25 protein-coding genes and 1 riboswitch are annotated in these 22950 nt (G+C 68.6%); of the genes, 10 read left to right on the forward strand and 15 right to left on the reverse strand.

Annotated elements, in window-relative coordinates; all coding sequences use genetic code 11:
- Window positions 1-35 precede the first annotated feature (35 nt).
- Together AB0I34_RS13125 and AB0I34_RS13130 are read right to left on the reverse strand one after the other, a co-directional pair.
- Window positions 36-299, reverse strand: a complete 264-nt coding sequence (locus tag AB0I34_RS13125) for a phosphoribosyl-ATP diphosphatase (protein WP_131516128.1) — start codon at window positions 297-299, stop codon at window positions 36-38.
- 49 nt (window positions 300-348) lie between these two features.
- Window positions 349-1041 carry an MBL fold metallo-hydrolase gene (locus AB0I34_RS13130; RefSeq protein WP_360444232.1) on the reverse strand — a complete coding sequence of 231 codons (693 nt, stop codon included), beginning with the start codon at window positions 1039-1041 and terminating at the stop codon, window positions 349-351.
- Window positions 1042-1059: 18 nt separating this feature from the next.
- Here AB0I34_RS13130 and AB0I34_RS13135 point away from each other — a divergent pair, with 18 nt between their 5' ends.
- The gene (locus tag AB0I34_RS13135) at window positions 1060-2022 is read left to right on the forward strand and encodes a P1 family peptidase (protein WP_360444235.1); all 963 of its coding nucleotides are present in this window, start codon (window positions 1060-1062) and stop codon (window positions 2020-2022) included.
- 685 nt (window positions 2023-2707) lie between these two features.
- Here AB0I34_RS13135 and AB0I34_RS13140 read toward each other — a convergent pair.
- Window positions 2708-3196 carry an anthrone oxygenase family protein gene (locus AB0I34_RS13140; protein WP_360444238.1) on the reverse strand — a complete coding sequence of 163 codons (489 nt, stop codon included), beginning with the start codon at window positions 3194-3196 and terminating at the stop codon, window positions 2708-2710.
- Window positions 3196-3834: an NAD(P)H-binding protein gene (locus AB0I34_RS13145; RefSeq protein WP_360444241.1), complete on the reverse strand. Its 639-nt coding sequence runs from the start codon at window positions 3832-3834 to the stop codon at window positions 3196-3198. The genes AB0I34_RS13140 and AB0I34_RS13145 overlap by 1 nt, the downstream gene beginning before the upstream one ends.
- A gap of 62 nt (window positions 3835-3896) precedes the next feature.
- Between AB0I34_RS13145 and AB0I34_RS13150 the strand changes: the two genes are divergently transcribed.
- Window positions 3897-4397, forward strand: a complete 501-nt coding sequence (locus AB0I34_RS13150) for a MarR family transcriptional regulator (protein WP_360444244.1) — start codon at window positions 3897-3899, stop codon at window positions 4395-4397.
- Here the strand turns inward: AB0I34_RS13150 and AB0I34_RS13155 are convergent.
- Window positions 4385-5353 carry a WYL domain-containing protein gene (locus AB0I34_RS13155; RefSeq protein ID WP_360444247.1) on the reverse strand — a complete coding sequence of 323 codons (969 nt, stop codon included), beginning with the start codon at window positions 5351-5353 and terminating at the stop codon, window positions 4385-4387. The two genes, AB0I34_RS13150 and AB0I34_RS13155, sit on opposite strands and share 13 nt — an antisense overlap.
- Before the next feature lie 61 nt (window positions 5354-5414).
- Here AB0I34_RS13155 and AB0I34_RS13160 point away from each other — a divergent pair, with 61 nt between their 5' ends.
- The gene (locus AB0I34_RS13160; RefSeq protein ID WP_360444250.1) at window positions 5415-6377 is read left to right on the forward strand and encodes a hypothetical protein; all 963 of its coding nucleotides are present in this window, start codon (window positions 5415-5417) and stop codon (window positions 6375-6377) included.
- A gap of 4 nt (window positions 6378-6381) precedes the next feature.
- Here AB0I34_RS13160 and ribH read toward each other — a convergent pair whose 3' ends face one another.
- From ribH to ribD, 5 genes are read right to left on the reverse strand one after another with little or no spacing between them, the layout of a single operon-like run.
- The gene (gene ribH / locus AB0I34_RS13165) at window positions 6382-6852 is read right to left on the reverse strand and encodes a 6,7-dimethyl-8-ribityllumazine synthase (RefSeq protein ID WP_360444252.1); all 471 of its coding nucleotides are present in this window, start codon (window positions 6850-6852) and stop codon (window positions 6382-6384) included.
- Window positions 6852-8090 (reverse strand): bifunctional 3,4-dihydroxy-2-butanone-4-phosphate synthase/GTP cyclohydrolase II, encoded by a 1239-nt coding sequence (locus AB0I34_RS13170; protein ID WP_360444255.1) that lies wholly within the window; start codon window positions 8088-8090, stop codon window positions 6852-6854. The genes ribH and AB0I34_RS13170 overlap by 1 nt, the downstream gene beginning before the upstream one ends.
- Before the next feature lies 1 nt (window position 8091).
- Complete coding sequence (gene pnuC, locus AB0I34_RS13175) at window positions 8092-8766, reverse strand: nicotinamide riboside transporter PnuC (RefSeq protein ID WP_360444258.1); 675 nt, start codon at window positions 8764-8766, stop codon at window positions 8092-8094.
- Window positions 8763-9368, reverse strand: coding sequence for a riboflavin synthase (locus AB0I34_RS13180; protein WP_360444261.1), 606 nt, complete (start codon window positions 9366-9368; stop codon window positions 8763-8765). Before AB0I34_RS13180 ends, pnuC begins: the two co-directional genes overlap by 4 nt.
- Window positions 9369-10406: a bifunctional diaminohydroxyphosphoribosylaminopyrimidine deaminase/5-amino-6-(5-phosphoribosylamino)uracil reductase RibD gene (gene ribD, locus AB0I34_RS13185; protein ID WP_360444264.1), complete on the reverse strand. Its 1038-nt coding sequence runs from the start codon at window positions 10404-10406 to the stop codon at window positions 9369-9371.
- A 158-nt stretch (window positions 10407-10564) separates the two neighbouring features.
- A riboswitch (FMN riboswitch) is annotated at window positions 10565-10698 on the reverse strand.
- A gap of 172 nt (window positions 10699-10870) precedes the next feature.
- Between ribD and AB0I34_RS13190 the strand changes: the two genes are divergently transcribed.
- Window positions 10871-12166, forward strand: a complete 1296-nt coding sequence (locus AB0I34_RS13190; protein ID WP_360444267.1) for a protein kinase — start codon at window positions 10871-10873, stop codon at window positions 12164-12166.
- 283 nt (window positions 12167-12449) lie between these two features.
- Here the strand turns inward: AB0I34_RS13190 and AB0I34_RS13195 are convergent, their stop codons facing one another.
- On the reverse strand, window positions 12450-14495 hold the full coding sequence (locus tag AB0I34_RS13195) for a VWA domain-containing protein (protein WP_360444270.1): 2046 nt from the start codon (window positions 14493-14495) through the stop codon (window positions 12450-12452).
- Between the two features lie 183 nt (window positions 14496-14678).
- Here AB0I34_RS13195 and AB0I34_RS13200 point away from each other — a divergent pair, with 183 nt between their 5' ends.
- From AB0I34_RS13200 to AB0I34_RS13220, 5 genes are all read left to right on the forward strand, one after another.
- Complete coding sequence (locus AB0I34_RS13200) at window positions 14679-15335, forward strand: DNA-binding protein (protein WP_360444273.1); 657 nt, start codon at window positions 14679-14681, stop codon at window positions 15333-15335.
- 176 nt (window positions 15336-15511) lie between these two features.
- Window positions 15512-16375, forward strand: a complete 864-nt coding sequence (locus tag AB0I34_RS13205) for an ABC transporter substrate-binding protein (RefSeq protein WP_360444276.1) — start codon at window positions 15512-15514, stop codon at window positions 16373-16375.
- The gene (locus AB0I34_RS13210; protein ID WP_360444279.1) at window positions 16375-17130 is read left to right on the forward strand and encodes an amino acid ABC transporter permease; all 756 of its coding nucleotides are present in this window, start codon (window positions 16375-16377) and stop codon (window positions 17128-17130) included. The genes AB0I34_RS13205 and AB0I34_RS13210 overlap by 1 nt, the downstream gene beginning before the upstream one ends.
- Window positions 17117-17863: an amino acid ABC transporter ATP-binding protein gene (locus AB0I34_RS13215; RefSeq protein WP_360444281.1), complete on the forward strand. Its 747-nt coding sequence runs from the start codon at window positions 17117-17119 to the stop codon at window positions 17861-17863. The genes AB0I34_RS13210 and AB0I34_RS13215 overlap by 14 nt, the downstream gene beginning before the upstream one ends.
- 140 nt (window positions 17864-18003) lie before the next feature.
- Window positions 18004-18738, forward strand: a complete 735-nt coding sequence (locus tag AB0I34_RS13220; protein WP_360444284.1) for a polysaccharide deacetylase family protein — start codon at window positions 18004-18006, stop codon at window positions 18736-18738.
- 15 nt (window positions 18739-18753) lie between these two features.
- On the opposite strand, the gene AB0I34_RS13225 is transcribed toward AB0I34_RS13220, so the two are convergent.
- Window positions 18754-19545, reverse strand: a complete 792-nt coding sequence (locus AB0I34_RS13225; RefSeq protein WP_360444287.1) for an HAD-IIA family hydrolase — start codon at window positions 19543-19545, stop codon at window positions 18754-18756.
- 61 nt (window positions 19546-19606) lie between these two features.
- Here AB0I34_RS13225 and AB0I34_RS13230 point away from each other — a divergent pair, with 61 nt between their 5' ends.
- The gene (locus AB0I34_RS13230) at window positions 19607-20833 is read left to right on the forward strand and encodes an MFS transporter (RefSeq protein ID WP_360444289.1); all 1227 of its coding nucleotides are present in this window, start codon (window positions 19607-19609) and stop codon (window positions 20831-20833) included.
- On the opposite strand, the gene rpe is transcribed toward AB0I34_RS13230, so the two are convergent.
- Genes rpe through cobM form a run of 3 tightly spaced genes read right to left on the reverse strand, consistent with a single transcriptional unit; the run spans window position 20798 to window position 22932 of the window.
- The gene (gene rpe / locus AB0I34_RS13235; RefSeq protein ID WP_360444292.1) at window positions 20798-21463 is read right to left on the reverse strand and encodes a ribulose-phosphate 3-epimerase; all 666 of its coding nucleotides are present in this window, start codon (window positions 21461-21463) and stop codon (window positions 20798-20800) included. The genes AB0I34_RS13230 and rpe overlap by 36 nt on opposite strands.
- Window positions 21464-21472: 9 nt before the next feature.
- Window positions 21473-22195, reverse strand: coding sequence for a cobalt-precorrin-6A reductase (locus tag AB0I34_RS13240; RefSeq protein WP_360444294.1), 723 nt, complete (start codon window positions 22193-22195; stop codon window positions 21473-21475).
- Window positions 22192-22932 carry a precorrin-4 C(11)-methyltransferase gene (gene cobM, locus AB0I34_RS13245; protein ID WP_360444297.1) on the reverse strand — a complete coding sequence of 247 codons (741 nt, stop codon included), beginning with the start codon at window positions 22930-22932 and terminating at the stop codon, window positions 22192-22194. Before cobM ends, AB0I34_RS13240 begins: the two co-directional genes overlap by 4 nt.
- Window positions 22933-22950 lie beyond the last annotated feature (18 nt).

Raw genomic sequence — 22950 nt, forward strand, 5'->3', positions numbered from 1 at the left:
TTTCTGAAGTGAACCGGTGACTGTCGGAGGGGTTCCTACAGATGTCGGTACACGTCGTCGAGGTCCAGGCCGAGCGCGTGCATCATCACCTGGGTGTGGTAGAGCAGCTGGGACAGCTCCTCCGCGGCCCGCTCCTTGCCCTCGTGCTCGGCGGCCATCCAGGACTCGGCGGCCTCCTCGACCAGCTTCTTGCCGATCGAGTGCACGCCGGCATCCAGCGCCGCCACGGTCCCGGATCCCTCCGGCCGCGTCCGCGCCTTCTCACCCAGCTCGGCAAACAGCTCCTCGAAACTCTTCATCGCGCGCCCAGCCTAGAGGGCCGCTCCCACTCCCCGCCGCTCAGGTCCGCTAGCCGGACTCCGCGAGGGCGGCCGAACGGCGGCGCGGCGGTGAGTGCGCATCGACGTACCAGTCATGCCGCTCGGACAGGAGTTGTTTGATCATCGCGTAGTCGGCGCTGTCTTCTGACGTGCGCTGGTGGTACGGCGGTGGGTAGAAGGCGTCGCCGATGAGTACGACGCCGGAGTCGATGGCCACCAGGGAGTCCGGGGCGTGGTTGCCGCCGACATGACGCAGTACGACGCCGGTCGGCAGCGTGAGGGTGTCGTCGAAGGTCTGGTCGGGGACGACGATGCGGAAGTCGGTCCAGTCGGGTACGGCGAGGGCGCGGGCCCGGAAGCTGGGGCCGAGCTTCGGGTTGGCCTTGACCTGGTCATGCAAGTAGCGGTGGCTCCACGGGCGTTCGCCTTCCGCGGTCAGGATCGGCACCGCGGACGAGTGGGCGACCACTGTGACGTCCGGCCAGGCGCATGCGCCCCACGTGTGGTCCCAGTGGTGGTGCGTGTAGACCAACCACCGTGGCGCGGGCAGACCGGCGGCTGCGATCGCCGCCTGGATCTCGCGGGCATGTTTCGGGCTGTTGCCGGCGTCGATCAGGACGCTGCCCCGGTCGTCGGCGATCACCGCGACCGACGGGCGGATCGCGTCCTGGTCGGGATCGTGGGGGTACAGCCAGACCCGGCCGTTCAGGTGTTCGAGCACCTGGCCGACGATAGCCGCATGCAAACTCCCCGGAGACTCCGCGACCTCGGCGTGGTCGTCGGCACGCTGCCGACCGGCCCGCGCAATGCGATCACCGACGTACCCGGCGTCCGCGTCGGCCAGACCACGATCGCCACCGATGACCTGAACACCGGCGTCACCGCGATCGTGCCGGACGGGTACGCCGACGGGCTGCCCGCGGCTGTGGCGGTGGGCAACGGGTACGGCAAGCTCGTCGGGAGCACCCAGGTGGATGAGCTGGGCCGGATCGAGACGCCGATCCTGCTCACCGGAACGCTGAGTGTGTTCCGGGTCGCCGACGCGCTCGTCACCTGGCTGATCGAGCGCGACCCGAAGGCGACCAGCCTCAACCCGGTGGTCGGCGAGACCAACGATGCCTTCCTCTCCGACATCCGCCGCCGCCCGATCACCCCCGAACACGTCCACGCCGCCCTGGACTCGGCCTCCACCGACCTCCCCGCCGAAGGCTGCGTGGGAGCCGGCACCGGCACCACAGCCCTCGGCTTCAAAGCCGGCATCGGTACGTCGTCCCGCACCGTGGAGCAGGGTTCGGTAGGGGCGATCGTCCAGTCGAACTTCTCCGGACTGCTGACGGTGCTGGGCAGACCGGTTCCGGCTGTGCCAGTGGATGCCGACGGCAACTCGTGCATGATCGTCGTCGCCACCGACCTCCCGCTGGACGCCCGCCAACTGGGCCGGCTGGCCCGCCGCGCGGTCTTCGCCCTCGCCCGCGTCGGCTCCGACTACGCCCCCGGCAGCGGCGACTACGCCATCGCCTTCACCACCAACCCCGCCCCCGGCTACCAGGACAAGGATCTCCGCGCCCCGTTCCAAGCCGTCACCGAGTCGGTCGAGGAAGCCCTCCTCAACTCCCTCACCATGGCCCGCACGACCAAAGGCCACCGAGGCAACACCGCCCAAGCCGTCCCCCACCACCGCATCCGCGCGGCGGCCGGATAGGAGCTCGCCGCCCGCCGGACCTCGGACACACCATGCGGGGACCTCGGACAGGTCATTTCGGCTCTCGTGACTGATGTGTGGGCGACACGTGTGGCGCGCGGCCCTGGCCTTGGGCTGTGTCTTGTCGGGGTCAACTCAGCGGCAGGTGGTCGTCGAGTCGTGGATGCGGGCGCGATTCAGCGTCTGTGGCGAACCGTGATCCACGAACCGATCCCCGACACCGCGCTCGCCACGGCGGCGCAGAAGCCACGACAGGGAGCGAGCCCCGGGCGGGGTTCGGCGTACTGCTCGACAGGAGGTGTCGGTCCAGGGACCACGTCTGCTGGGGCAATTACGCCTGAGACCGGCCGGATCGCGTCGACACGTCCTGTCGAACTGCACGACAGCATCCCCTCAACCCCCACCACACCGACGATCACCCAGCCACCGAGCACGACGCCGGACAACCCCTCGACTTGCTGGTTGTTCGCTCGAATTCCGGCCGGACAACCAGCAATTCCAGGGGTTGTCCGTTCATATCGCAGGGTGCCGTGCGCCGGCCGCACCGGGCTCGCCCTCGGACGGCTTTGCGGTGGGGGCGCGGACAGGAACCGGGGACCTCGGACAAGGTATTTCCTGTCCGCGATCCCCAGATGGTGTCCGCGGCCCGACATCGGGCGGCGACCGGGCGGCCACGGGGCGTGGGTCAGGCGTGTACGACGCTGGGTGGGGTCGGGTGGTTCGTGGGGGTTCGGTGGGTGAGGGTGGCTCCGATGAGCGAGCCGAAGGCGAGTAGCGCGGCGACGGTGCGGATCAGGTGGGCCACTTGCCAGTGATCGCGGACGGTTCCCCAGTCCGCCGGCGGGTTCTGGACCGACCACGACGCCTGGTCCGCGTTGATCGGCAGGTTGATCGCCAAGGTCGTCGCGAACACGAGCACCAGCAACGCAACCGCCACCAGCACCCGTCGATCGTTGCCCCGGGCCCGGATCGCAAGCACCACCGTGGTCACGATCGCCGGAATCAGCGTCACCGAAGCGAGTGTGTCCAGGGAGTCCAGTTCCACCAGGCGTACCTGCGTGTAGACCGAGCCGTTGAAACCACGCAGCGAGTTCTCCAGCACCAGCACACCCAGCAGGAAGCCGGCGAAGAGCCCGCTGAACAGCAGGCTCGCGCCACGGATCAACCGGGACATCAGTACGCCACACCGATCGGCTGACTGAGGGATGTCGGGTCGTCGAGGACGGCGAGCATCAGGTGGGCGACGTCGGCTCGGGAGATGAAGTAGCCGCGGGTGACCGAGCCGCCGACGACGGTCCGGTAGGTGCCGGTCAAAGGTTTGTTGTTCAGCTTGGGCGGCCGGACGATGGTCCAGTCGGTGGCGCTGCTCATGATGTCGGCCTCCATCACGCGGAGGTCGGCGTACACGTCGGCCGCGAAGGCGTTGATCATCGGGTGGACGACGCGCCGGTTCAGGAAGCTCTCGTCCGGCGGCATCGGCCCGAGCGGCGCTGCGCTCACCGCGACGAAACGGCGTACCTGGGCGGCTGCCATCGCGGCGAGCATCGACCGCGTGCTGCTCGAGGCGACCGCTCCGGACTTGCGTCCACGAGGGCCGACTCCGGAGATGACCGCCTCGCTCCCGTCCACCGCGTCCCGCAACGGACCGGCCTCGTCCAGGCCCGGCACGCGGACCACCTCCAGCGACGAGTGTTCCAACTCGAACGGCGACGACTGCCGAACCACCGCCGTCACCTTGTGCCCCGCGTCGAGCGCCTGACGTACGACGTGACCGCCGATCCCACCCGTCGCCCCGAACACTGTGATCCTCATCCGACTCCTCCTGCGCTACCGTGATGTTCTCTGCAACTCATATAGTACGGAAATCATAATATATGGAACAGACATCATCGGGTGACGCGCGCCACGCTCCACGCGACCGTCGCCGCGCCGGGAACGAGATCAAGGCCGCGCTGCGCGACCTCCGCATCCAGCTCGCCCTGCTGAACCACCAGGTCGGCGGCAAGCTGGCGCTGAAGGACGTCGACCTCGACTGCCTCGACGTACTGGCTCGCAGCGGCCCGCTGACGCCGAGCGCCCTGGCACGGCAGGCGGGTCTCCACCCGGCGACGCTGACCGGGATCCTGGACCGGCTCGAACGCGGCGGCTGGATCACTCGCGACCGGGCCCGCGGCGATCGCCGCAGCATCACCATCCGGGTCCTGCCCGATCGTGGCGTCGAGGTCTTCCGGCTCTACCAGCCGATGATCAGCGCGATGGACGACCTGCTCGACGACTACTCCTCCGACGAGCTCGACGTGATCGCCGGTTTCCTGCGCCGCAGTACCGAGGCCGGCCGGACCTCCACCGAGAAGCTGGCCGGTCAGGACTCGTAGACGTCGAGCAAGATGTGGGCGAGGGCCGCCAGCTCGGCCCGCAGCTCCGGCGGCTCGAGCACCTCTACCGCGTTCCCGAACCGGCAGAACGCGGCGGCGGCGTTGGGGATCGACTCGATCGGCACAGTGACGGTCACGCTGCCGTCGTCGGCCGGCTCGGCGGCCGCAACCGCCTTCACCAGCAGGGGAAACGACACGTCGTGCATCTTCGCGGCGAGCCGGGCCGAGACCCGTACGACCGCCTGCCCGGTGAACCGAACCTGATCGAACTGGTCCAGGTGCTCCTGCCAGAATCCCGCCAGGTCGAACCCCTCCGACCGGTCGAACTCCTCCTCGGTCGGCGTCAGCTCGAGGATGTTCGACACGCGATACGTCCGCATCCCGTTGGCCGTCGCGGACACGACGTACCAACTGCCGTTCTTCAGCACGAGGCCGTACGGCTCGAGCACGCGCTCGACCTCGCGCGGCGCCTCCCAACGTCGGTAGAGCACCCTGATCCGCCGGTCGTGCAACACGGCATCGGCCACCTGCGCGAGGTACGGCGATGTCTCGGCGTCCTGGTACCACGCGGGCAGATCCAGGTGGAAGCGGTTCTTCAGCCGCCCGGCCCGGTCCCGCTGGTCGGGCGCCAGCGCGGCCAGCAGCTTCAGTTCGGCAGCGCTGGTCTGCTCGGTCAGCCCGAGGGCCGCGGCCGCGCCGGGCATGCCGACCAGGAAGAGCGCGGCGGCCTCCTGCTCGTTCAGTCCGGTCAGCCGGGTCCGGTACCCCTGGACCAGGCGATAACCACCCGCCCGCCCCTGATCGGCGTACACGGGCACGCCGGCCGCCGCGAGCGCGTCGACGTCGCGGTAGATGGTCCGGAGCGAGACCTCCAGCTCGTCGGCGAGCTCACGCGCGGTCAGCTGCCTGCGGGTCTGGAGCAACAGCAGGATCGACAGCAGCCGGCTCGAACGCATGCCCCGAGGTTATCCTTTTTGACTGCCATGGTTTGTCAGGTTTCACGGCCACGCTGGCTGCATGACGACTTGGACCAAGGCGACCGGCGACTTCGACTTCCTGAACGGGTACTTCGACGTCCGGCACCGCACCCTGAAACAAGCCTTCGCCGGTTGCGACGAGTGGCAGGAGTACGACGGGACGACCACGGCGCACACGTACTTCGACGGCGCCATCAGCATCGACGAGATGCGCTTCCCGACCAAGGGGTCGTACGGGCTCTCGGTCCGGCTGTTCGACCCGGTCGCGAGGGAGTGGAGCATCTGGTGGGTCGACAGCCGGACGATGCGGCTGTATCCGCCCGTGCGCGGCGGCTGGTCGGAGGACGGGTCGAGCTGCCGGCTGGTCGGTGACGACGAGCTGGACGGCAAGCCGATCCTGTGCAGCTACGAGTGGTCGGACATCACCGAGACCACGGCGCATTGGGAGCAGGCCTACTCCAACGACGGCGGGGAGACCTGGGAAACCAACTGGATCATGGACTTCACCCGACGCGACACTCCCCCGCCGCCGCTCGACGTACCCAAGCTGACCGGCGACTTCGACTTCCTGGTCGGCCGGTGGGACATGCACAACCGACGCCGCAAGCCGGCGCTCGGGGAACCGGCCGAGTGGTACGAGATGCAGTCGGAGATGGAAGTCACGACGTACTTCGACGGTGCCGTGAGCTTCGACGAGGGCTGGTTCCCGACCGAGGGCTTCCGCGGCGCGACGCTACGGATCTACAACCCGTCGGCGAAGACGTGGGCGATCCACTGGATCAACAGCCTCCGGGGCCAACTGGAGACACCGGTCATCGGAGCGTTCGGCCCCGACGGCACCGGCATCTTCGAAGGCCCGGACGTGTGGGAAGGCCAGCCCATCGACGTCCGCTTCACCTGGACCCCCGGAGTCGACAAAGCCGCCTGGGAACAGTCCTTCTCAACCGACGCCGGCCGAACCTGGACCCCCAACTGGAAAATGAACCACACCAGAATCCAGTAGCTAACTACAGCTCGCGGATTGCGAGGAGGGTGGATAGGGCTGCTTGGGTGGCTTCGTAGCCTTTGTCTTCTCGGCTGTCGGGGAGGCCGGCCCGGTCCAGTGCCTGTGGGTCGTTGTCGCAGGTCAGTACGCCGAAGCCGACCGGGATTCCCGTGGTCACGCCGACCTGCATCAACCCCTCGGTCGCGGCCTGGCAGACATACTCGAAGTGCGGGGTGTCACCGCGGATCACGACACCCAGAGCGATCACGGCGTCGTACCCGTTCTTCGCAGCATGCAGGGACGCGACCGGCAGCTCGAACGATCCCGGCACCCGCACCACGGTGTAGTCGGTCACGCCGGCATCGTCGAGCGCGCGGATCGAGCCGGCGACCAGTGCGTCGGTGACCTTCGGGTGCCATTGGGCGGCGACGACCGCCACCCGGGCGCCCTCCACCCGGGGGATCTCGATCGAGGGTGCTCCACTGCCCGACATCAGCCGGCTCCGTTCTCTTCGGTCAGCAGTCCGCCGGGCAGGTGGTGGCCCATCCGGTCGCGTTTGGTGCGCAGGTACCGCAGGTTGTGCTCGGTCGGGTCGATGGAGATGCCGCGGCGCTCGACCACGTCGATGCCGTAACCCTGCACGCCCGCCAGCTTGTCCGGGTTGTTGGTCAGCAACCGGACTTCCTTGACGCCGAGATCCGCCAGGATCTGCGCGCCGGTGCCGTAATCGCGTGCGTCCGCGGGCAGCCCGAGGTCCAGGTTCGCGTCGACCGTGTCCCGGCCCGCGTCCTGCAACTCGTACGCCTGCAGCTTGTGCAGCAGCCCGATCCCACGCCCCTCATGCCCGCGCTGGTACACCACGACGCCACCCTCGGCCGCGACCTGCCGCATCGCCTCGTCCAGCTGCGGACCGCAGTCACACCGCAGCGAGCCGAACACATCACCCGTCAGGCACTCCGAGTGCAGCCGCACCAGAGTCGGCCCGTCGCCGATCTCACCGCGCACCAACGCCAGCTGCTCAGACCCGTCCACCGTGTTCCGGTAGCCATGGGCAACAAAATCGCCGTACCTGGTCGGCAGCGTGGTCGTCGCCACCCGCTGGATCTGGGTCTCGTTCAGCCGCCGGTACCGGATCAGGTCGTCGATCGAGACCAGCACGAGCCCGTGCTCGTCGGCGAACGTGCGCAGCTGTGGGCCGCGCTTCATCGTGCCGTCGTCGTTCACCATCTCGGAGATCACCGCCGCCGGGGTCAGCCCGGCCAACCGGGCCAGGTCGATCGACGCCTCGGTGTGCCCCGGCCGGACCAGTACGCCGCCATCGCGGCCACGCAGCGGGAACACGTGTCCCGGCTGGACCAGGTCGTACGGCTCGGACGCGGAGTCGGTCAGCACCCGGATCGTCCGGGCCCGGTCCGCGGCCGAGATCCCAGTGCTGATGCCGTCGCGGGCATCGACCGAGATCGTGTACGCCGTCCGCATCCGCTCACGGTTGTGCGGGGTCATCAGTGGGATGCCGAGCCGGTCGAGCTCCTCGCCCTCCATCGGCACGCAGACCACGCCGGAGCTGTACCGGATCAGGAACGCGAGCAGCTCCGGCGTCGCCTTCGACGCGGCGAAGATCAGATCGCCTTCGTTCTCACGGTCCTCGTCGTCGACGACGATCACCGGACGGCCGGCGCGGATCTCCTCGATCGCATGCTCGATCGTGTCGAGCTTCAGTACGGTGCCCATGTCAGCCCACCACCACAGGTTCTGGAGTCACAGCGCGCTCCTTGTTCTGGATCTTCCACCAGGACGCGAATCCGACGATGCAGAACAGCCCGTAGACGACGTACATGGTGGCCGACGGGTAGAACTTCGACTGCACCAGCAGCGGTACGCCGACCACGTCGACGGCGATCCAGATCAGCCAGAACTCGACGAAGCCACGCGCCATGCCGTACGTCGCCAGGATCGAACCGGTCAGGATCCACGCGTCCCACTGCGGTCCCCACGAGCCCAGCTCGCGCAGGACGAAGTACGCGATCGCGTAGAGGACGACGCCGATGCCGAGCAGCTCGATCCGCTCCCGGGCGGTGGCCCAGCGCGGCTGGACTCCCGTCGCGGCACCTTGGTGGCGGGTCTGGTACCAGCGGTACCAGCCGTAGAGGCTGACCAGGGCGAAGAACACCTGGCGGCCGGCCTGGCCCCACAGGTCCTTGTCCTGCGGCGTGTCGAACACGCCGCCGACGAAGACCGTGAACAGCAGAACGTTGCCGATGATGCCGACCGGCCAGGCCGAGACCATCCGGCGCATGCCGAACAGGGCGCTGGCCAGGCCGAAGCCGTTGCCGACGATCTCCCGGATCAGGACCGGGGAGCCGGCGATCGTCACCTGCTCGTGCAGCAGCCAGTCGAGCGGGTTCACTTGGTGCCTCCAGCAAGTAGTCGTTCCACGTACTTCGCGATCACGTCGACTTCGAGGTTGACCGTGTCGCCGACCTTGTTCCGGCCGAGCACAGTCAGCTCGAGCGTGGTCGGGATCAGGCTGATGCCGAATGTGCCGGTCGCGTCGTCCACATCGGTGACGGTCAGCGAGACGCCGTCGACAGCGATCGAGCCCTTCTCGGCGACGTACTTGAGAATCTCCGGCGCGGCCGCGACCCGGACTTCCTCCCAGTGCTCGGCCGGCGTACGGCTCGCGATCGTGCCGACGCCGTCGACGTGGCCCTGGACGATGTGGCCGCCGAGGCGGTCGTGCGCGGACACCGCCCGCTCCAGGTTGACCTGCGAACCCTTGGCGGCCTGGCCGAGGCTCGTGCGCTGCAGGGTCTCGCGCATCACGTCGGCGGTGAAGGTGCCCTCGCCGGTCGCGACCACGGTCAGGCAACAGCCGTTGACCGCGATCGAGTCGCCGTGGCCGGCGTCCCCGGTCACCTTGGGGCCGCGGATGGTGAGCCGGGCGGCGTCACCTTCGAGCAGGTCGAGCGCCTCGACGGTGCCGAGTTCCTCGACGATTCCGGTGAACATTCAGTGCGTCCTTTGCGGTTCGAGCGGCGTCAGGATCAGCCGGACGTCGTCGCCGAGGCGAGTGACGTCCGCTAGCTTGAACCGCCGCAGGTGGTGGATCGATTCCGCGCCGAGGTCGCCGATCGCGGCGTACCCCGAGCCGAGCACGGCCGGGGCGACGTACGCGACGAGCTGGTCGACGAGCTGCGCGCGCAGGAAGGCGGCGGCCAGGGTCGGCCCACCCTCGAGCCAGAGGTGCCGGATCTGCCGATCGTCGAGCTGCCGGAGTACCTCGGCCGGATCATGAGTTGGCAGCAACAGAGTCTCGGCGCGGTCGTTGCGAACCCGCGCGGTCGTCGGGATCTCGCGGTCGCCGACGACGACGCGCAGCGGCTGCCGCCCGGCCGGTACGTCGTTCTCGTCGCGCACGGTCAGCTCCGGGTCGTCGTCCAGCACGGTCTGGGTGCCGACAGCAATCGCGTCGCACTCGGCCCGCTTGCGGTGTACGTCGGCCCGGGCCAGCGGACCGGTGATCCACCGGCTGGTCCCGTCCGGTGCGGCCGACCGCCCATCCAGGGTGGTGGCGAACTTCCAGGTGACGAACGGCCGCCCGGTCCGGACGCTGTGCAGCCAGACCTGGTTGACCGCCTCAGCCTCGGCCTGCAGTACGCCTTGCTGGACGGTGATGTTCTTGCGCCGGAGCTTCTCGGCGCCTCCGGACGCCTGCCTGCTCGGATCCGCGACGGCGTACACGACGCGGGTGATCCCGGCCGCGATCAGGGCGTCCGCGCAGGGTCCGGTCCGGCCGGTGTGATTGCAGGGCTCCAGCGTCACGTACGCCGTACCGCCGCGGGCCGCCGGTCCGGCCATCCGGAGGGCCTCGACCTCGGCGTGCGGGCCACCGGCAACGGCATGGAAGCCCTCACCGACCGGATGGCCGTCGGGGCCGGTGATGACACAGCCGACCACCGGGTTGGGATGGGTGGTGCCGATGCCGCGTGCGGCCAGCTCGATCGCACGGCGCATCCAGGCCACATCGATCGGCGAAGCGTTGTTCACTCACGGTCCCTCGTCGTCACGGACGCACTCCCGGGGCCATGACAACCGGCGCGGCAACCCCCGCCGTCCAGCCGGTCCTCAGAGGATCGAGGCCACGCGTTCACGCAGGCTCATCACCCACATGCCACGCCGTCCGAACGCCGGAGCTCTCCCGCCGATCGCGTGCGCCTCCCATCCGGACTTTCACCGTCGGTCCCGGAATTCCACCAGGTCAACCGACCGCCAAACCGCAGCGGCCGGGTCGCGGACTGTCACCGCCGGCTCGGAATTGCACCGACCCCGGAGCACGCGAGTGGGTTCACTCGTACTTCAAGTATGCCCTCCCCACCAACCCGCACCACGACCCAGGTCACATCCCGGTCATTCCCACCCACCGACCGGTCCTTCCCACCCACCGATCCTGGGCGGATTCGGGGCGTTCGGGTCCGGCGGGGCGGTCCCTCGGACCCTGTACCTTCTTGCCGGTGGAGGCGTTTGCTGGGCGGTATCGGCTGATCGACCTGATCGGGACCGGCGGGATGGGGTCGGTCTGGCGAGCGTGGGATCTCCGGCGGTCGGCGTACGTCGCGGCCAAAGTCCTCGGGCAGCACGACGCGGCCACCCTCCTGCGCTTCGTCCGGGAACAGTCCGTGCGGATCCAGCACCCCCACGTGGTCGCGCCGCACGGATGGGCGGCTGACGACGACAAGGTCGTGTTCGCGATGGATCTGGTCCGCGGCGGCTCTGTCGCCACCCTCCTCGGCGACCACGGTCCGCTCCCAGCGTCGTACGTCGCCGTACTGCTCGACCAACTCCTGCACGGCCTGTCCGCAGTCCACGCTGCAGGCGTCGTCCATCGCGACCTGAAGCCGGCGAATCTCCTGCTCGACGTGACCGGAACCGGACGCCCCCACCTGCGCCTGTCCGACTTCGGCGTCGCCGGCCTGATCGGCGAACCACGCATGACCCGCACCAGCACAATCCTCGGCACCCCCGGCTACCTGGCCCCCGAACAACTAGCCGGCGCCGACCCCGACCCCCGCCAAGACCTCTACACCATCGGAGCCGTAGCCCTAGAACTCCTAACCGGCCAACGCCCCACCCCCAGTCCCCTCTCACCCCCCGCCAACGCCCCATCACCCGCACCGGCCGAACCACTAGCGTCCGCCGCACCACTCGCCGAGTTCATCCGGCGTTGCATGGCAACCGATCCGTCCGAACGCCCCGAGTCCGCTCACGCCGCCGCCCGCCTCCTCGCCGAATCCGGCGTCCTCCCACACGCCGGGGAGACTCCCTGGGCCAACCACCCCGACTCCCCCGAGGTCTTCGACCAACTCCCACCCCTCCCACCTGCCTGGACCCCCACCGGCCCAGCCCAGTCCGCACCACCGCCCCGCCCCCAACCGATCCAGGCACCACAGCCAACTCCTCGACCCCAGCCAGCTCCTTCACCTGAGCCGGCTCCTCCACCCCAGCCAACCCGCACGCCCCAGCCCGCACAGGCAACTCGACCGGCACGCGTGGCGATCGCCGCCACAGCACCCACCGCCCAACCACCCGCCGCATCAGCTGCCGCGGCTCAGCCATCCGCTGCACCACACCCCGACACCACGCCGCCCAACGCAAGTCAACCGACCCGCGTAGCAACCGCCGATCCGTTGCCTACTTCGGAGAAGTCGAAGGCATCACTCAGGAGCAGAGGATTGGTGTGGGTAGCAGCAGGCTGCTTCGCAGGTGCCGCAGCCCTCCTAGGCAGCGCCGCCTGGCTTCTCCTGCACTAACCGCAAGCCCTCGGCCCCAGTGCAGGAGCAGGCCCCCCGCATGTGCCAGCCGTACGGCGCCCGCCTCGCCGGCTACTGCGCACCATGGCCCGATCGCCGACCCGGAGAGAAGCGGTGGGTGCTTCGGAGGTGCAGAGCACCGGTGACCAGCAAAGCCGCGGACCAACGGACCCGTCGGCCGACGGTGCAATTCGTTGGGCCGCTAGACCACTCGGTGCCCTCTGTTGGGCTGGTTGCTGGAGCCCGGGCCATCAGTCGTGGCCCGGCCTCTGCGTGTTGGTGGTTAGTGGGGTGGGTGTTGGCCGCCTTGGCTGGGGTGCTGCGGCGGGGCCTGGTTTGGGTACTGCGGGGGCTGGTTGGGGTGCTGGGGCCAGGGCTGCGGGGCTGGGTGGGCGGTGGCGGGCTTCTTGCGTAGGCGTAGGACGGTGAAGGTACCGATGAGCAGGAGGAGGAGACCGCCTCCGCCGAGGCCCGCGATCAGGGCGGTCGGGGTGCCGTCGTCGGAGTTGTCGCGGGTCTGGACCGGACCGCCTGCCTCGTTCTTGTCGCCGGAGTCTGCCGGTTGGGAGGGCGTGTTGGTCGGGGACGGTGTTACGGACTCGCCTGAGACCGGAGTTGCGCCGTCCACGTACTCCGGTTTGCCGGTGCCCGCCGTACCGACTACTCCGACGGTCAGGGTGAGGGGGATGGTGAAGGCCTTGTCGTTGTCCTTGCGGCTCAGCGATACGGCGATGTAGTACTCACCGGGCATCGAGGTACCGGTGTCCTGGTTGTTGGCTCCGTTGCGGTTGAGGTAGCGGATCTCTTTGGTCGTGACGGCCTTGACCAGGCCTCGCTTGGTGAGGACACCGCGGGTGTAGGAGCCGCCCGGCACGTTCTTGGCGAAGACTGCGTAGACGTCCTCGCCGATCGGCGAGATGAGCGCGCTGTCGAGGTAGCGGATCCCGTCGAGCGCCTCGGCCTGGGCTCCGGCCATCTCGGGCACCGTGATCTGCGCCTGAATCCGCTGACCCCAGTCGGCCTTCACCTTGTAGAGCTGCAACTCCCCCGGCATCAGCGTCGTCTTGTAGCTACCCGGCTCGAGCAGCGATGCATCCGGGAAGCTCGAACCGGGCACGATCTCGCGCGGGGTCGACCCGGGCATCGGAGCCCAGACCGGGTCGGTAGCCGGCGCCGGCAGGCTGGTGGTCGAGTCGACCGGCGGCTCCTCGTCGATCCGCAGCTCGTACGGCACGCCCTTGAGCTCCCGGAAGTCCTTGCCCGGATTCACGGTGAGCACCATCTGATCGGACCCCGAGCACTCCTCGTTCTGCTTCTCGTACTTCGACCAGCTGGCGGCCGTCCCCGTCGCAAGCCCCTGGTCACCGTCGAACCCTCTCGGGTAGCTCCATCCGCACTGCTCACCGCTGGGCGTGTTGAGCCGCACCTCGGTCTGGATGACGAAGCTGCCCCCGGACGGCCGACGGAAGCTGACGCCGGCACGGAGGGTCGAGCCGGTGATGGTCCGCTTGATCAGATAGTGCATCGCCGTGTCGTTCACCCCGAAGGTGTCCGAGTAGTGGCCCGGGGCAAGGACCGGGGCACCCTCCTGCTGGGGCGCACCATGGACCGGCGTGCCTGAGATGCGGAACGGGCGGAAGGCGCGGGTAGACAGGCGATCCAGGCCGGTCTCGAGATCGATGGTCGAGTCGGCGTCGTAGTAGTCGCCGCGGCCCTCACGGGCGACGCACTGCAGCTGGGTGCGGGCTTTCCCGCCGACACGGAACCCGACCACGTCGATCTTCAGATCGATACCCTGCTTGGCGATCGAGCGCGCCACCTCGCACGGCTCCGGAGCACAGGTCGCCTCACCGTCGGACACCAGCACGATCGTGCGCTGGCCGGTCGGACCGAGATCCTTCGCGGCTTGCTGCAGCGCGTACGCGATCGGTGTCTCGCCGTACGGCTTGTACTTGGCGATCGCGGCCTGCAGCTCGGGCCGGTTGCCGGTGCCGATCGGGACGGTCAGTTGGGTGTCGGTGCAGGCGCCTGGCTGGGTGCGCTTGAACACGGTCGCGCCGTAGACCCGCAGGCCGACCTGCGCGTCCTCGGGGAGCTTGCTCACCACCTGGGTCAGCGCGGTGCGCGCCGCGACGATCTTCGTCTTGCCGTCGCCGGCCGGCTCCTTCATCGACCCGGACGAGTCGAGCACCATCACGAGCTTGCCGGTGTCACCCGGCTCGGGATCGGCCGAGGCCGTCCCGGTGGTCAGTCCGGCCAGGACTGCGGTCAAGGTGATGGCGAGGAGCGCCCACACCGCGGGGCGGCGGTGTCCCTGCAGAGCCGTCATCGTTTCCTCCAGTGAGATTCGCTGCCGCAAACCTTGGCAGTTTGCGATCGCAAATGTCAAGACCGCTCGTTCCGCGCCTGGATATCCACAACTGCAAATAGATCCGCTGGCAATTTGCCTTCGCAACTGCGAAGATGTTTGCAGTCGGTCACGGACGGACGGCCGGGTAAGGGGATCACACTGATGGACCAGACAGCGCACAACCTCCAGCAGCAGATCGAGCTGTACGGCGAGACGCTCGGTGAAACCGTCCGCCGAGTCGCCCCGCCACTCGGCCTGACCCAGAGCGCGCTCGCGCAGGTGATCGGGCTGTCGGCGCCGATGTTGTCACAGCTGATGAGCGCGCAGCGGGTGAAGATCGGCAATCCTGCGGTGGTGTCGCGCCTTCGCGCCGTGTCCGAGCTCGCCGATCTGGCCATTGCCAATGAGCTCGGTCCCCACGACATTCCCCACGCACTGGACCGGATCCGCGCCTCGACGGGCGCCTACAGCGACGTCACCACCACACCACTGCGGCGATCACCCGGCCCCCCATCGGGGCAGACCACGAGCTCGACGACACCCTTCGCGACACCCCCTGGGCTGGCCGCGGACGCGCCGACGGGACAGTCCTGGCCATCAGGAGCCCCCATCGATGCGCCCACGAATGCGCCACCGACCGCCCGGGCCGTTGTGCGGGAGATCCAGGATCTGTTCCGTGCGGTCGCGTCCGCCGAGGAGATCCAACGAGCCGCCGACGCGGCCGCGGCGGAGTCACCGGCGATCGCCGAGTTACTGCTCGCCTACGGGACCGGCCGGACCGCCGATGCGGTCGCGCACTATGAGAAACACCACGGTTGACCAGCCGGCATCGACGCCCGCGCACGCGAATCAGGCGTTGATATAGCACAAGCCGAGTAGACATCTCGGCCTGTCTCACTGGGTGTCGGTGTGGAATGCCGGGCACCCAGGCGATGTTCTGTTGCCGCGGCAGGGTGGTTTGCCCTGCATTCGTTGACGTTTGTGAGGAGACAGTCGTGCGCGCCATCAGCGCCCTTCACCGGATCGCCGCAGTAGCCACCGCCGTCACGCTGGCGGCCGCGATGGTTGCCTGCGGCAGCAATGACGACCCGGCCGCGAGCGGACCGGACCTCGGGCTGATCAAATCCGGGACGTTGCGGATCGGGACGCTGACCGACGCGCCACCGAACGTGTACGTGAAGGACGGCAAGTTCACCGGGTTCGACAATGACCTGATCACCGCGGTCGCGGCGAAGCTCAACCTGAAGCCGGAGTTCGTCGGCACCGACTTCTCCGCCCTGCTGTCGCAGGTGAACGGCGGCCAGTTCGACCTCGGCAGCTCGTCCATCACAGTGACCGAGGCGCGCAAGAAGACAGTTGCCTTCAGCAATGGGTACGACTTCGGGTATCTCGGCCTGAACACCACCAAGACCTCCGGCATCACGACGTTCGACCAGCTCGAGGGCAAGCGGGTCGTCGTGGTCCAAGGCACCGTCCAGGATGACTACGCCACCGGGAAGAACCTGGACCCGGTCCGCGTGCCGAACTACAACGCAGCGCTCGGTCTGCTCAAGGCCGGTACGGCGGACGCGTGGGTGTCGCCCGCCGAGATCGGCGAGAAGATGGCCAAGGAACAGGGCGGCGGCACGGTGATCCTGGCGGCCAAGGAACTCAGTGACGCGCCGATGGCGTTCGCCGTGGCCAAGAGCAACGACAGGCTACGGGACGCGGTGAACAAGGCGCTCGACGAGGTGATCGCCGACGGAACCTGGAGCAAGCTCGTCGATCAGTACTACCCGGGTCGCGCCGTACCGGCGACCTTCAAACCGGGTAGCGGCAGCGTCACGCCCGCGGCGAGCACGACCGCCGCAGCCGGCTGATGGACGTCTGGTCCACGCTCGGCGACACCTTCCTCGACTGGGAGTCGATGAAGGCAGTCCTGCCTGAGATGCTCACAGTAGGCCTGGTCAACACGCTGATCCTGGCGGCCGCCTCGGTCGTGCTGGGCACCGTGCTCGGCATGGTCGTGGCGGTCCTGGCCCTGTCCCGGAAGCGTTGGCTGCGCTGGCCGGCGAAGATCTACACCGACATCTTCCGCGGTCTGCCGGCGATCCTGACCATCCTGCTGATCGGCCAGGGCCTGTCCCCGATCACCCGGCACTGGTGGGGTCCGAACCCGTATCCGCTCGGCATCCTCGCGCTCTCCCTCATCGCCGCCGCGTACATCGGCGAGATCTTCCGCTCCGGCATCCAGAGCGTGGAGAAGGGCCAGCTCGAAGCGGCGCGGGCACTCGGTTTCAGCTACCCGGATGGGATGCGGCTGGTCGTCATCCCGCAGGGCGTGCGCCGGGTCCTCCCCGCGCTGGTCAATCAGTTCATCGCCCTGGTGAAGGAGTCGAGCCTGGTCTACTTCCTCGGTCTGCTCGCCAGCCAGCGGGAGCTGTTCCGGATCGGGCAGGACGCGGCCGCGACCAACGGCAACCTGTCGCCGTTGCTGCTGGCCGGCATCTTCTACCTGATCATCACGGTCCCGCTGACCCACTTGGTGAACTACTTCGACAAGCGTCTGCGAGAGGGCCGCCCCGCCGAGTCGGAGGACGTCGTACTGGAGGAGCTGGCCCATGCAAACCGTTGAGATCACCACAGCGGCCAGCCTCGAGGTGTCCGGCGTCGAGCTCGCCTTCGGCACCAACAAGGTCCTGCGCGGAGTAGATCTGCGGGTTCCGGCCGGGCGTACGGCGTGCGTGATCGGGCCCTCGGGCTCCGGGAAGTCGACGCTGCTCCGAGCGATCAACCGGCTACTCGAACCCGACGCCGGCGACATCCGGCTGGCCGGCGAGTCGGTGCTCAGCGGCAACCCGGACGAGTTGCGGCGCCGGATCGGGATGGTGTTCCAGCACTTCAACCTGTTCCCGCACAAGTCGGTGCTGGAGAACATCACCCTCCCGCTGCGCAAGATCAACAAGCTCGACCCCGACCAGGCACGGGCCGCGGCGCTGGGACAACTCGAGCTCGTCGGACTGAGCCACAAGGCCGCGGCGCGACCGGGCAACCTGTCCGGCGGTCAGCAGCAACGGGTCGCCATCGCCCGCGCGCTGGCGATGGAGCCCGAGGTCATGCTGTTCGACGAGGCCACCTCGGCCCTCGACCCGGAGCTGGTCAAGGGCGTGCTCGCCCTGATGGCCGACCTCGCCCAGACCGGGATGACGATGGTCGTCGTCACCCACGAGATGGGGTTCGCCCGAGAGGTCGCCGACCAGGTCGCGTTCATGGACCACGGAGTCGTGGTGGAGTCCGGCGTACCCGAGCAGGTCTTCACCGCGGCGGAGTCGCCGCGGCTGCGGCAGTTCCTCTCGCAGGTGCTCTAGCGACAGGATGCAACGCCGGCGCGTCCGCTATGCGTAGTTTGTTGACGCGGCAGCGGCGTGGATCCCGGCGCCGAGCGTGATCCCACGGATCGTGGATGGGTGAGGTAGTGAGGCCCGCCCGCCCACGTCCGGGAGGACGCATGGATGTTCGCTTGACGCGCACCGGCCATCGGCTCATCGGTCTGGCGATGATGATGGTGGTCAGTGCGGTGATCGGCACCGTCGTCGTCGCAGCCGCCCGCAACCCGAGCCAGCAACCACAGAGCGCACCGCCTCCGCCACCGTCCGCAGCGCCGGCGAAGGCGACCCTCCCCACCAAGTACGTCGTACTGACGTTCGACGATGGACCAGATGCGGCGTACACCCCGAAGATCCTCGACATCCTGGCGAAGTACGAGGCGAAGGCGACGTTCTTCGAGATCGGCAAGAACGTCACGAAGCATCCGGAACTGTCCAAACGCATCCACGACGCCGGGCACAGCGTGCAGAATCACACTTGGACACACGCCGACCTGCGGCATCTGACAGCCACTGCCTTCCGGCAGCAGGTCACGTCGACCGACCAGGCCATCCAGGCCGCGATCGGCAGTACGCCGGCCTGCCTGCGACCGCCGTACGGCGGGATGGACCCCACCGTGCGGCAACGTGCCAAGGCGCTCGGCAAGGACCTCGTGGTGTGGACCGTCGACTCACGGGACTGGACCAAGCCCGGTACGACGGCGATCGCCCAACGCGTGCTGAAGAACGTCCACAGCGGATCGGTGATCCTGATGCACGACGGCGGTGGAAACCGCACGGAGACCGTGGCCGCGCTCCCCACCATCCTGAAATCCCTCAAAGCCAAGGGCTACGGCTTCCGCACACTGACCTGCTAGGGCGTCGGACACGCCCTAGTCGAGTGCGGCGACCAGGGGAACGACGTCGGCGATGGATTCGGCGATGCGGGTCGGGCGGTAGGGGAAGCGCTCGACTTCGTGTTCGCCGGTGGAGCCGGACAGGACCAGGACGGTGCGGAGGCCGGCTTCGAGGCCGCTGATGATGTCGGTGTCCATCCGATCACCGATCATCACAGTGGTCTCGGAGTGCGCCTCGATCCGGTTCAGCGCGCTGCGCATCATCAGCGGATTGGGCTTGCCGACGAAATACGGCGCGATGCCGGTGGCGCGGGTGATCAGCGCGGCCACCGACCCGGTCGCGGGCAGCGGCCCCTCGGTGGAAGGCCCGGTCGGATCCGGGTTGGTCGCGATGAACCGGGCACCGTCGGAGATCAGCCGGATCGCCTTGGTGATCGCTTCGAAGGAGTACGTGCGCGTCTCACCCAGTACGACGTAGTCCGGCGCGCGCTCGGTCAGCACGTACCCGACCTCGTGCAGCGCCGTGGTCAGCCCCGCCTCGCCGATCACGTACGCCGTACCGCCCGGGCGCTGGTCGTCGAGGAACTGGGCGGTGGCCAGCGCGCTGGTCCAGATCGCGTTCTCGGGGACGTCGATGCCTCCGGCAAGCAGGCGGGCGCGCAGGTCGCGGGGTGTGAAGATCGAGTTGTTGGTCAGCACCAGGAACTTCTTCCCGGACGCTTGCAACGACGCGATGAACTCACCGGCTCCAGGGATGGCGCGCTCCTCGTGCACCAGCACGCCGTCCATGTCCGTGAGCCAGCTCTCCACCGGCTTGTGCTCGGTCATGGGGCAATCGTAGGTGTGACGATCCGTTCACCGCCGGAAGTTGTCGGTGGGTGGAGCAAGAATGCCGTTCATGGAGTTGTCCGGGTACCGCGAGCTGTGGCGCACGCGCGGCGTGATCACGCTGCTGGCGTCGTCGCTGCTGGCACGGTTGCCCATGCTCGCCACGTTGGTTCCGGTCGCATTCCTCGCGAAGGACGCGGGCGGCTCGTTCCGCTGGGCCGGATTCGTGGCAGGTGCGTACTCGGTGGGCATGGCGATCGCCGGTCCACTCTGGTCCCGGACGGCCGATCGCCGCGGGTCACGTGGGGTGTTGCTCGTCACCGGCATGGCCTGGAGCGTGGCCCTCGCCCTGCTCGCCGCCCTACCGTCCGGGTTGTATCGGCTGATGCCGCTGCTGACTCTGCTCGCCGGTGCGCTCGTCCCACCGGTCATGCAGACACTGCGTGCCAGCTGGCCGCGCGTCGTCGAGGGGCCGGCGTTGCGGACGGCGTACTCGGTGGACGCGACCGCGCAGGAGCTGCTGTTCATGGTCGGTCCAATGCTCGGGGCAACGGCCGTGAGCGTCGCCAGCCCGCGGCTCGGGGTGCTGCTCGCGGCCTTGATGTCGGCGATCTTCATCTGGTGGTATGCGCTCCGACAACCCGCGCCGCTCGCCCGCGACGATCAGAGCGCGCCGCCGTTGACCGCACGCCAACTGCTGTGGCATCGATACCGGTTGCCGCTGATCCTCGCGTTCGGTCTGTGGGTGATGGCATTCAACGGCATCTCCCTCGGCATCGTCGCGTTCGCGGACGAGCACGGCGAGCGGTTGATCGCGGGCGTCCTCGAGGCCGTCTGGGCTTTCGGCAGCCTCGTGGGTGGCGCTGTTGCGGGTGCCTTGCCAGGTCGGCGTACGTCGTACTTGTGGCGCCGGGCCGCCCTGGTCACGGCGGGGATGCTGCTATGCGTGTTCGCGACCTGGTCACCGCTGTCGCTCGGGGTGGCACTGACGTTGTCCGGGCTGACGCTCGCGCCGTCGATCGGAGCCTTGTACGAGCGTCTGGGCGCACTGACACCGGACACCGTGCGGACCGAGGTGTTCGGCTGGATGGGCAGCGCGGCCATGGGCGGCGCTGCGATCGGGGCGGCGCTGTCGGGCGCGGTCGTCGAGAGCTTCGGGGTGCGCTACGTCTGGCTGCTCGCCGCCGTCTTCGCTGCGATCTCCTTGGTGCTGTTGCTCCGCATTCCGCCGCAGCACCAGCCCGAGCCGGCTCTACCGGCCGGTGGCCTGCTCGGCGAGACCGCGTAGCTGCTCGACCATCGCGTTCGGGTCGTCAGCGGCGTAGACAGCGGATCCGGCGACGAAGACGTCGGCTCCGGCCTCGGCGCAACGCTCGATCGTGTCGGCCGAGACGCCACCGTCGATCTCGATCCACAGGTCGAGACCGTGCTTGTCGAGCAACTGGCGGGTCCGGCGGATCTTCGGGACGCACACGTCGAGGAACTTCTGCCCGCCGAAGCCCGGTTCCACCGTCATGATCAAGATCATGTCGAGCTCGGACAGCAGGTCCTCGTACGGCTCGATCGGCGTGGCCGGCCGGAGCGCCATCGCCGCCCGCGCACCCTTGGCGCGGATCTCGCGGGCGGTCCGGATCGGTGCGCGACACGCTTCGACGTGGAACGTGACGCTGGCAGCCCCCGCCTCGACGTACCCGGGGGCCCAGCGGTCCGGGTCCTCGATCATCAGGTGGCAGTCGAGCGGCGTACTGGTCGCCTTGGCCAGGGACTCGACCACCGGCATGCCGATCGTCAGGTTCGGCACGAAGTGGTTGTCCATCACGTCGACGTGCAGCCAGTCGGCGTTCGACACGGCCGTCGCCTCGTCGGCCAGCCGGGCGAAGTCGGCGGACAGGATGCTCGGCGCGATCTGAATCCCCATGGCGTCAATCTACCGACGTGCCTCGACCCATTCGACGACCCGGTCCACCGACTCCACCGCGTCGACGCCAGCGGGGAGTGCTGGCCGACGGATGACGACGACCGGGATGCCGAGCAGCTGGGCCGCGGTCAGCTTTGCCGCGGTCTGCGGGCCGCCGCTGTCCTTGGTGACCAGGACGTCGATGCGATGGTCACGCAGCAATGTCAGCTCTCCGTCCACGTCGTACGGGCCGCGGGCGAGGATCAGCGTGCACCAGGTCGGTCGTGGCTCGGGCGGGTCGACACAGCGGGCGAGCATCCAGACACCGCAGCGCTCGAAGGCGTCCAATCCCTGACGCCCGATGGTGAGGAACGCTCGAGCACCCAGCGTCGGCAGGAGCTCGGCTGCGACAGACGTGGTGTCAACCCAGTGCCAACGGTCGCCAGGCGTCCACCCGGGACGGCGAAGAACGAGAAGCGGTACGCCGATCTCCCGGGCAGCACTGATGGCGTGCTCGGTCATCGTGGCGGCGAAAGGGTGGGTCGCGTCGACCACCGCGTCGACCGGGTTGTCGTGGAGCCACCTCGCCAGACCCGCCGCGCCGCCGAAGCCGCCTTGGCGGACAGCACCAACAGGCAACCTGGCATCCGCGGTCCGGCCGGCCAACGAAGAGACCACATCGACCCCAGCGGACACCAGGGTCTGCGCGAGTTCACGTGCCTCGCCGGTGCCGCCAAGCAGCAGGACCTTCATCGGGCTCGCGTCACCGAGTACAGATGGCTGTCGCGGAACGCTGTCGCCGCCAGCACCTTCCCGACGATGATGACCGCAGTACGACGGATGTCCGCGGCGCGCACCTGGTCCGCGATGTCGGCGAGCGTGCCGCGCAAGACGACCTCGTCGTCGCGGGACGCGCGGGCCACTACGGCGACCGGGCAGTCGGCGCCGTAGTTGGGTTCGAGTTCGTCGACCACACGATCGATCTGCTGGACGGCGAGGTGCAGGACCAGTGTGGATCGGCTCGCACCGAGGGTGGCCAGATCCTCTCCGGCCGGCATCGCGGAAGCCCGGCCGCCGATGCGCGTCAGGATGACGGTCTGCCCGAGCTCCGGCACGGTCAACTCACGACTGAGGGTGGCCGCGGCCGCCGCATAGGCAGGGACTCCGGGCGTCACGTCGTACGGGATGTCGAGGGCGTCGAGGCGGCGCATCTGCTCGGCCATCGCGCTGAAGACGGACGGGTCGCCGGAGTGCAGGCGAGCTACGTCGAGACCGTCGGCGTGGGCGGCGCTGAGTTCGGCGATGATATCGTCGAGGTTGAGCGAGGCGGTGTCGACCTTCCGGGCGCCGGGCGGGCAGTGGTCCAGGAGCTCGACCGGGACGAGCGCACCGGCGTACAGGCAGACCGGCGACAAGGCGATCAGGTCGCGGCCGCGGACCGTGATCAGATCGGCGGCGCCAGGACCGGCCCCGATGAAATGCACGGTCACGCGGTCACACTCCGGACA

Source organism: Kribbella sp. NPDC050281 (assembly GCF_040655855.1).
GTDB lineage: Bacteria > Actinomycetota > Actinomycetes > Propionibacteriales > Kribbellaceae > Kribbella.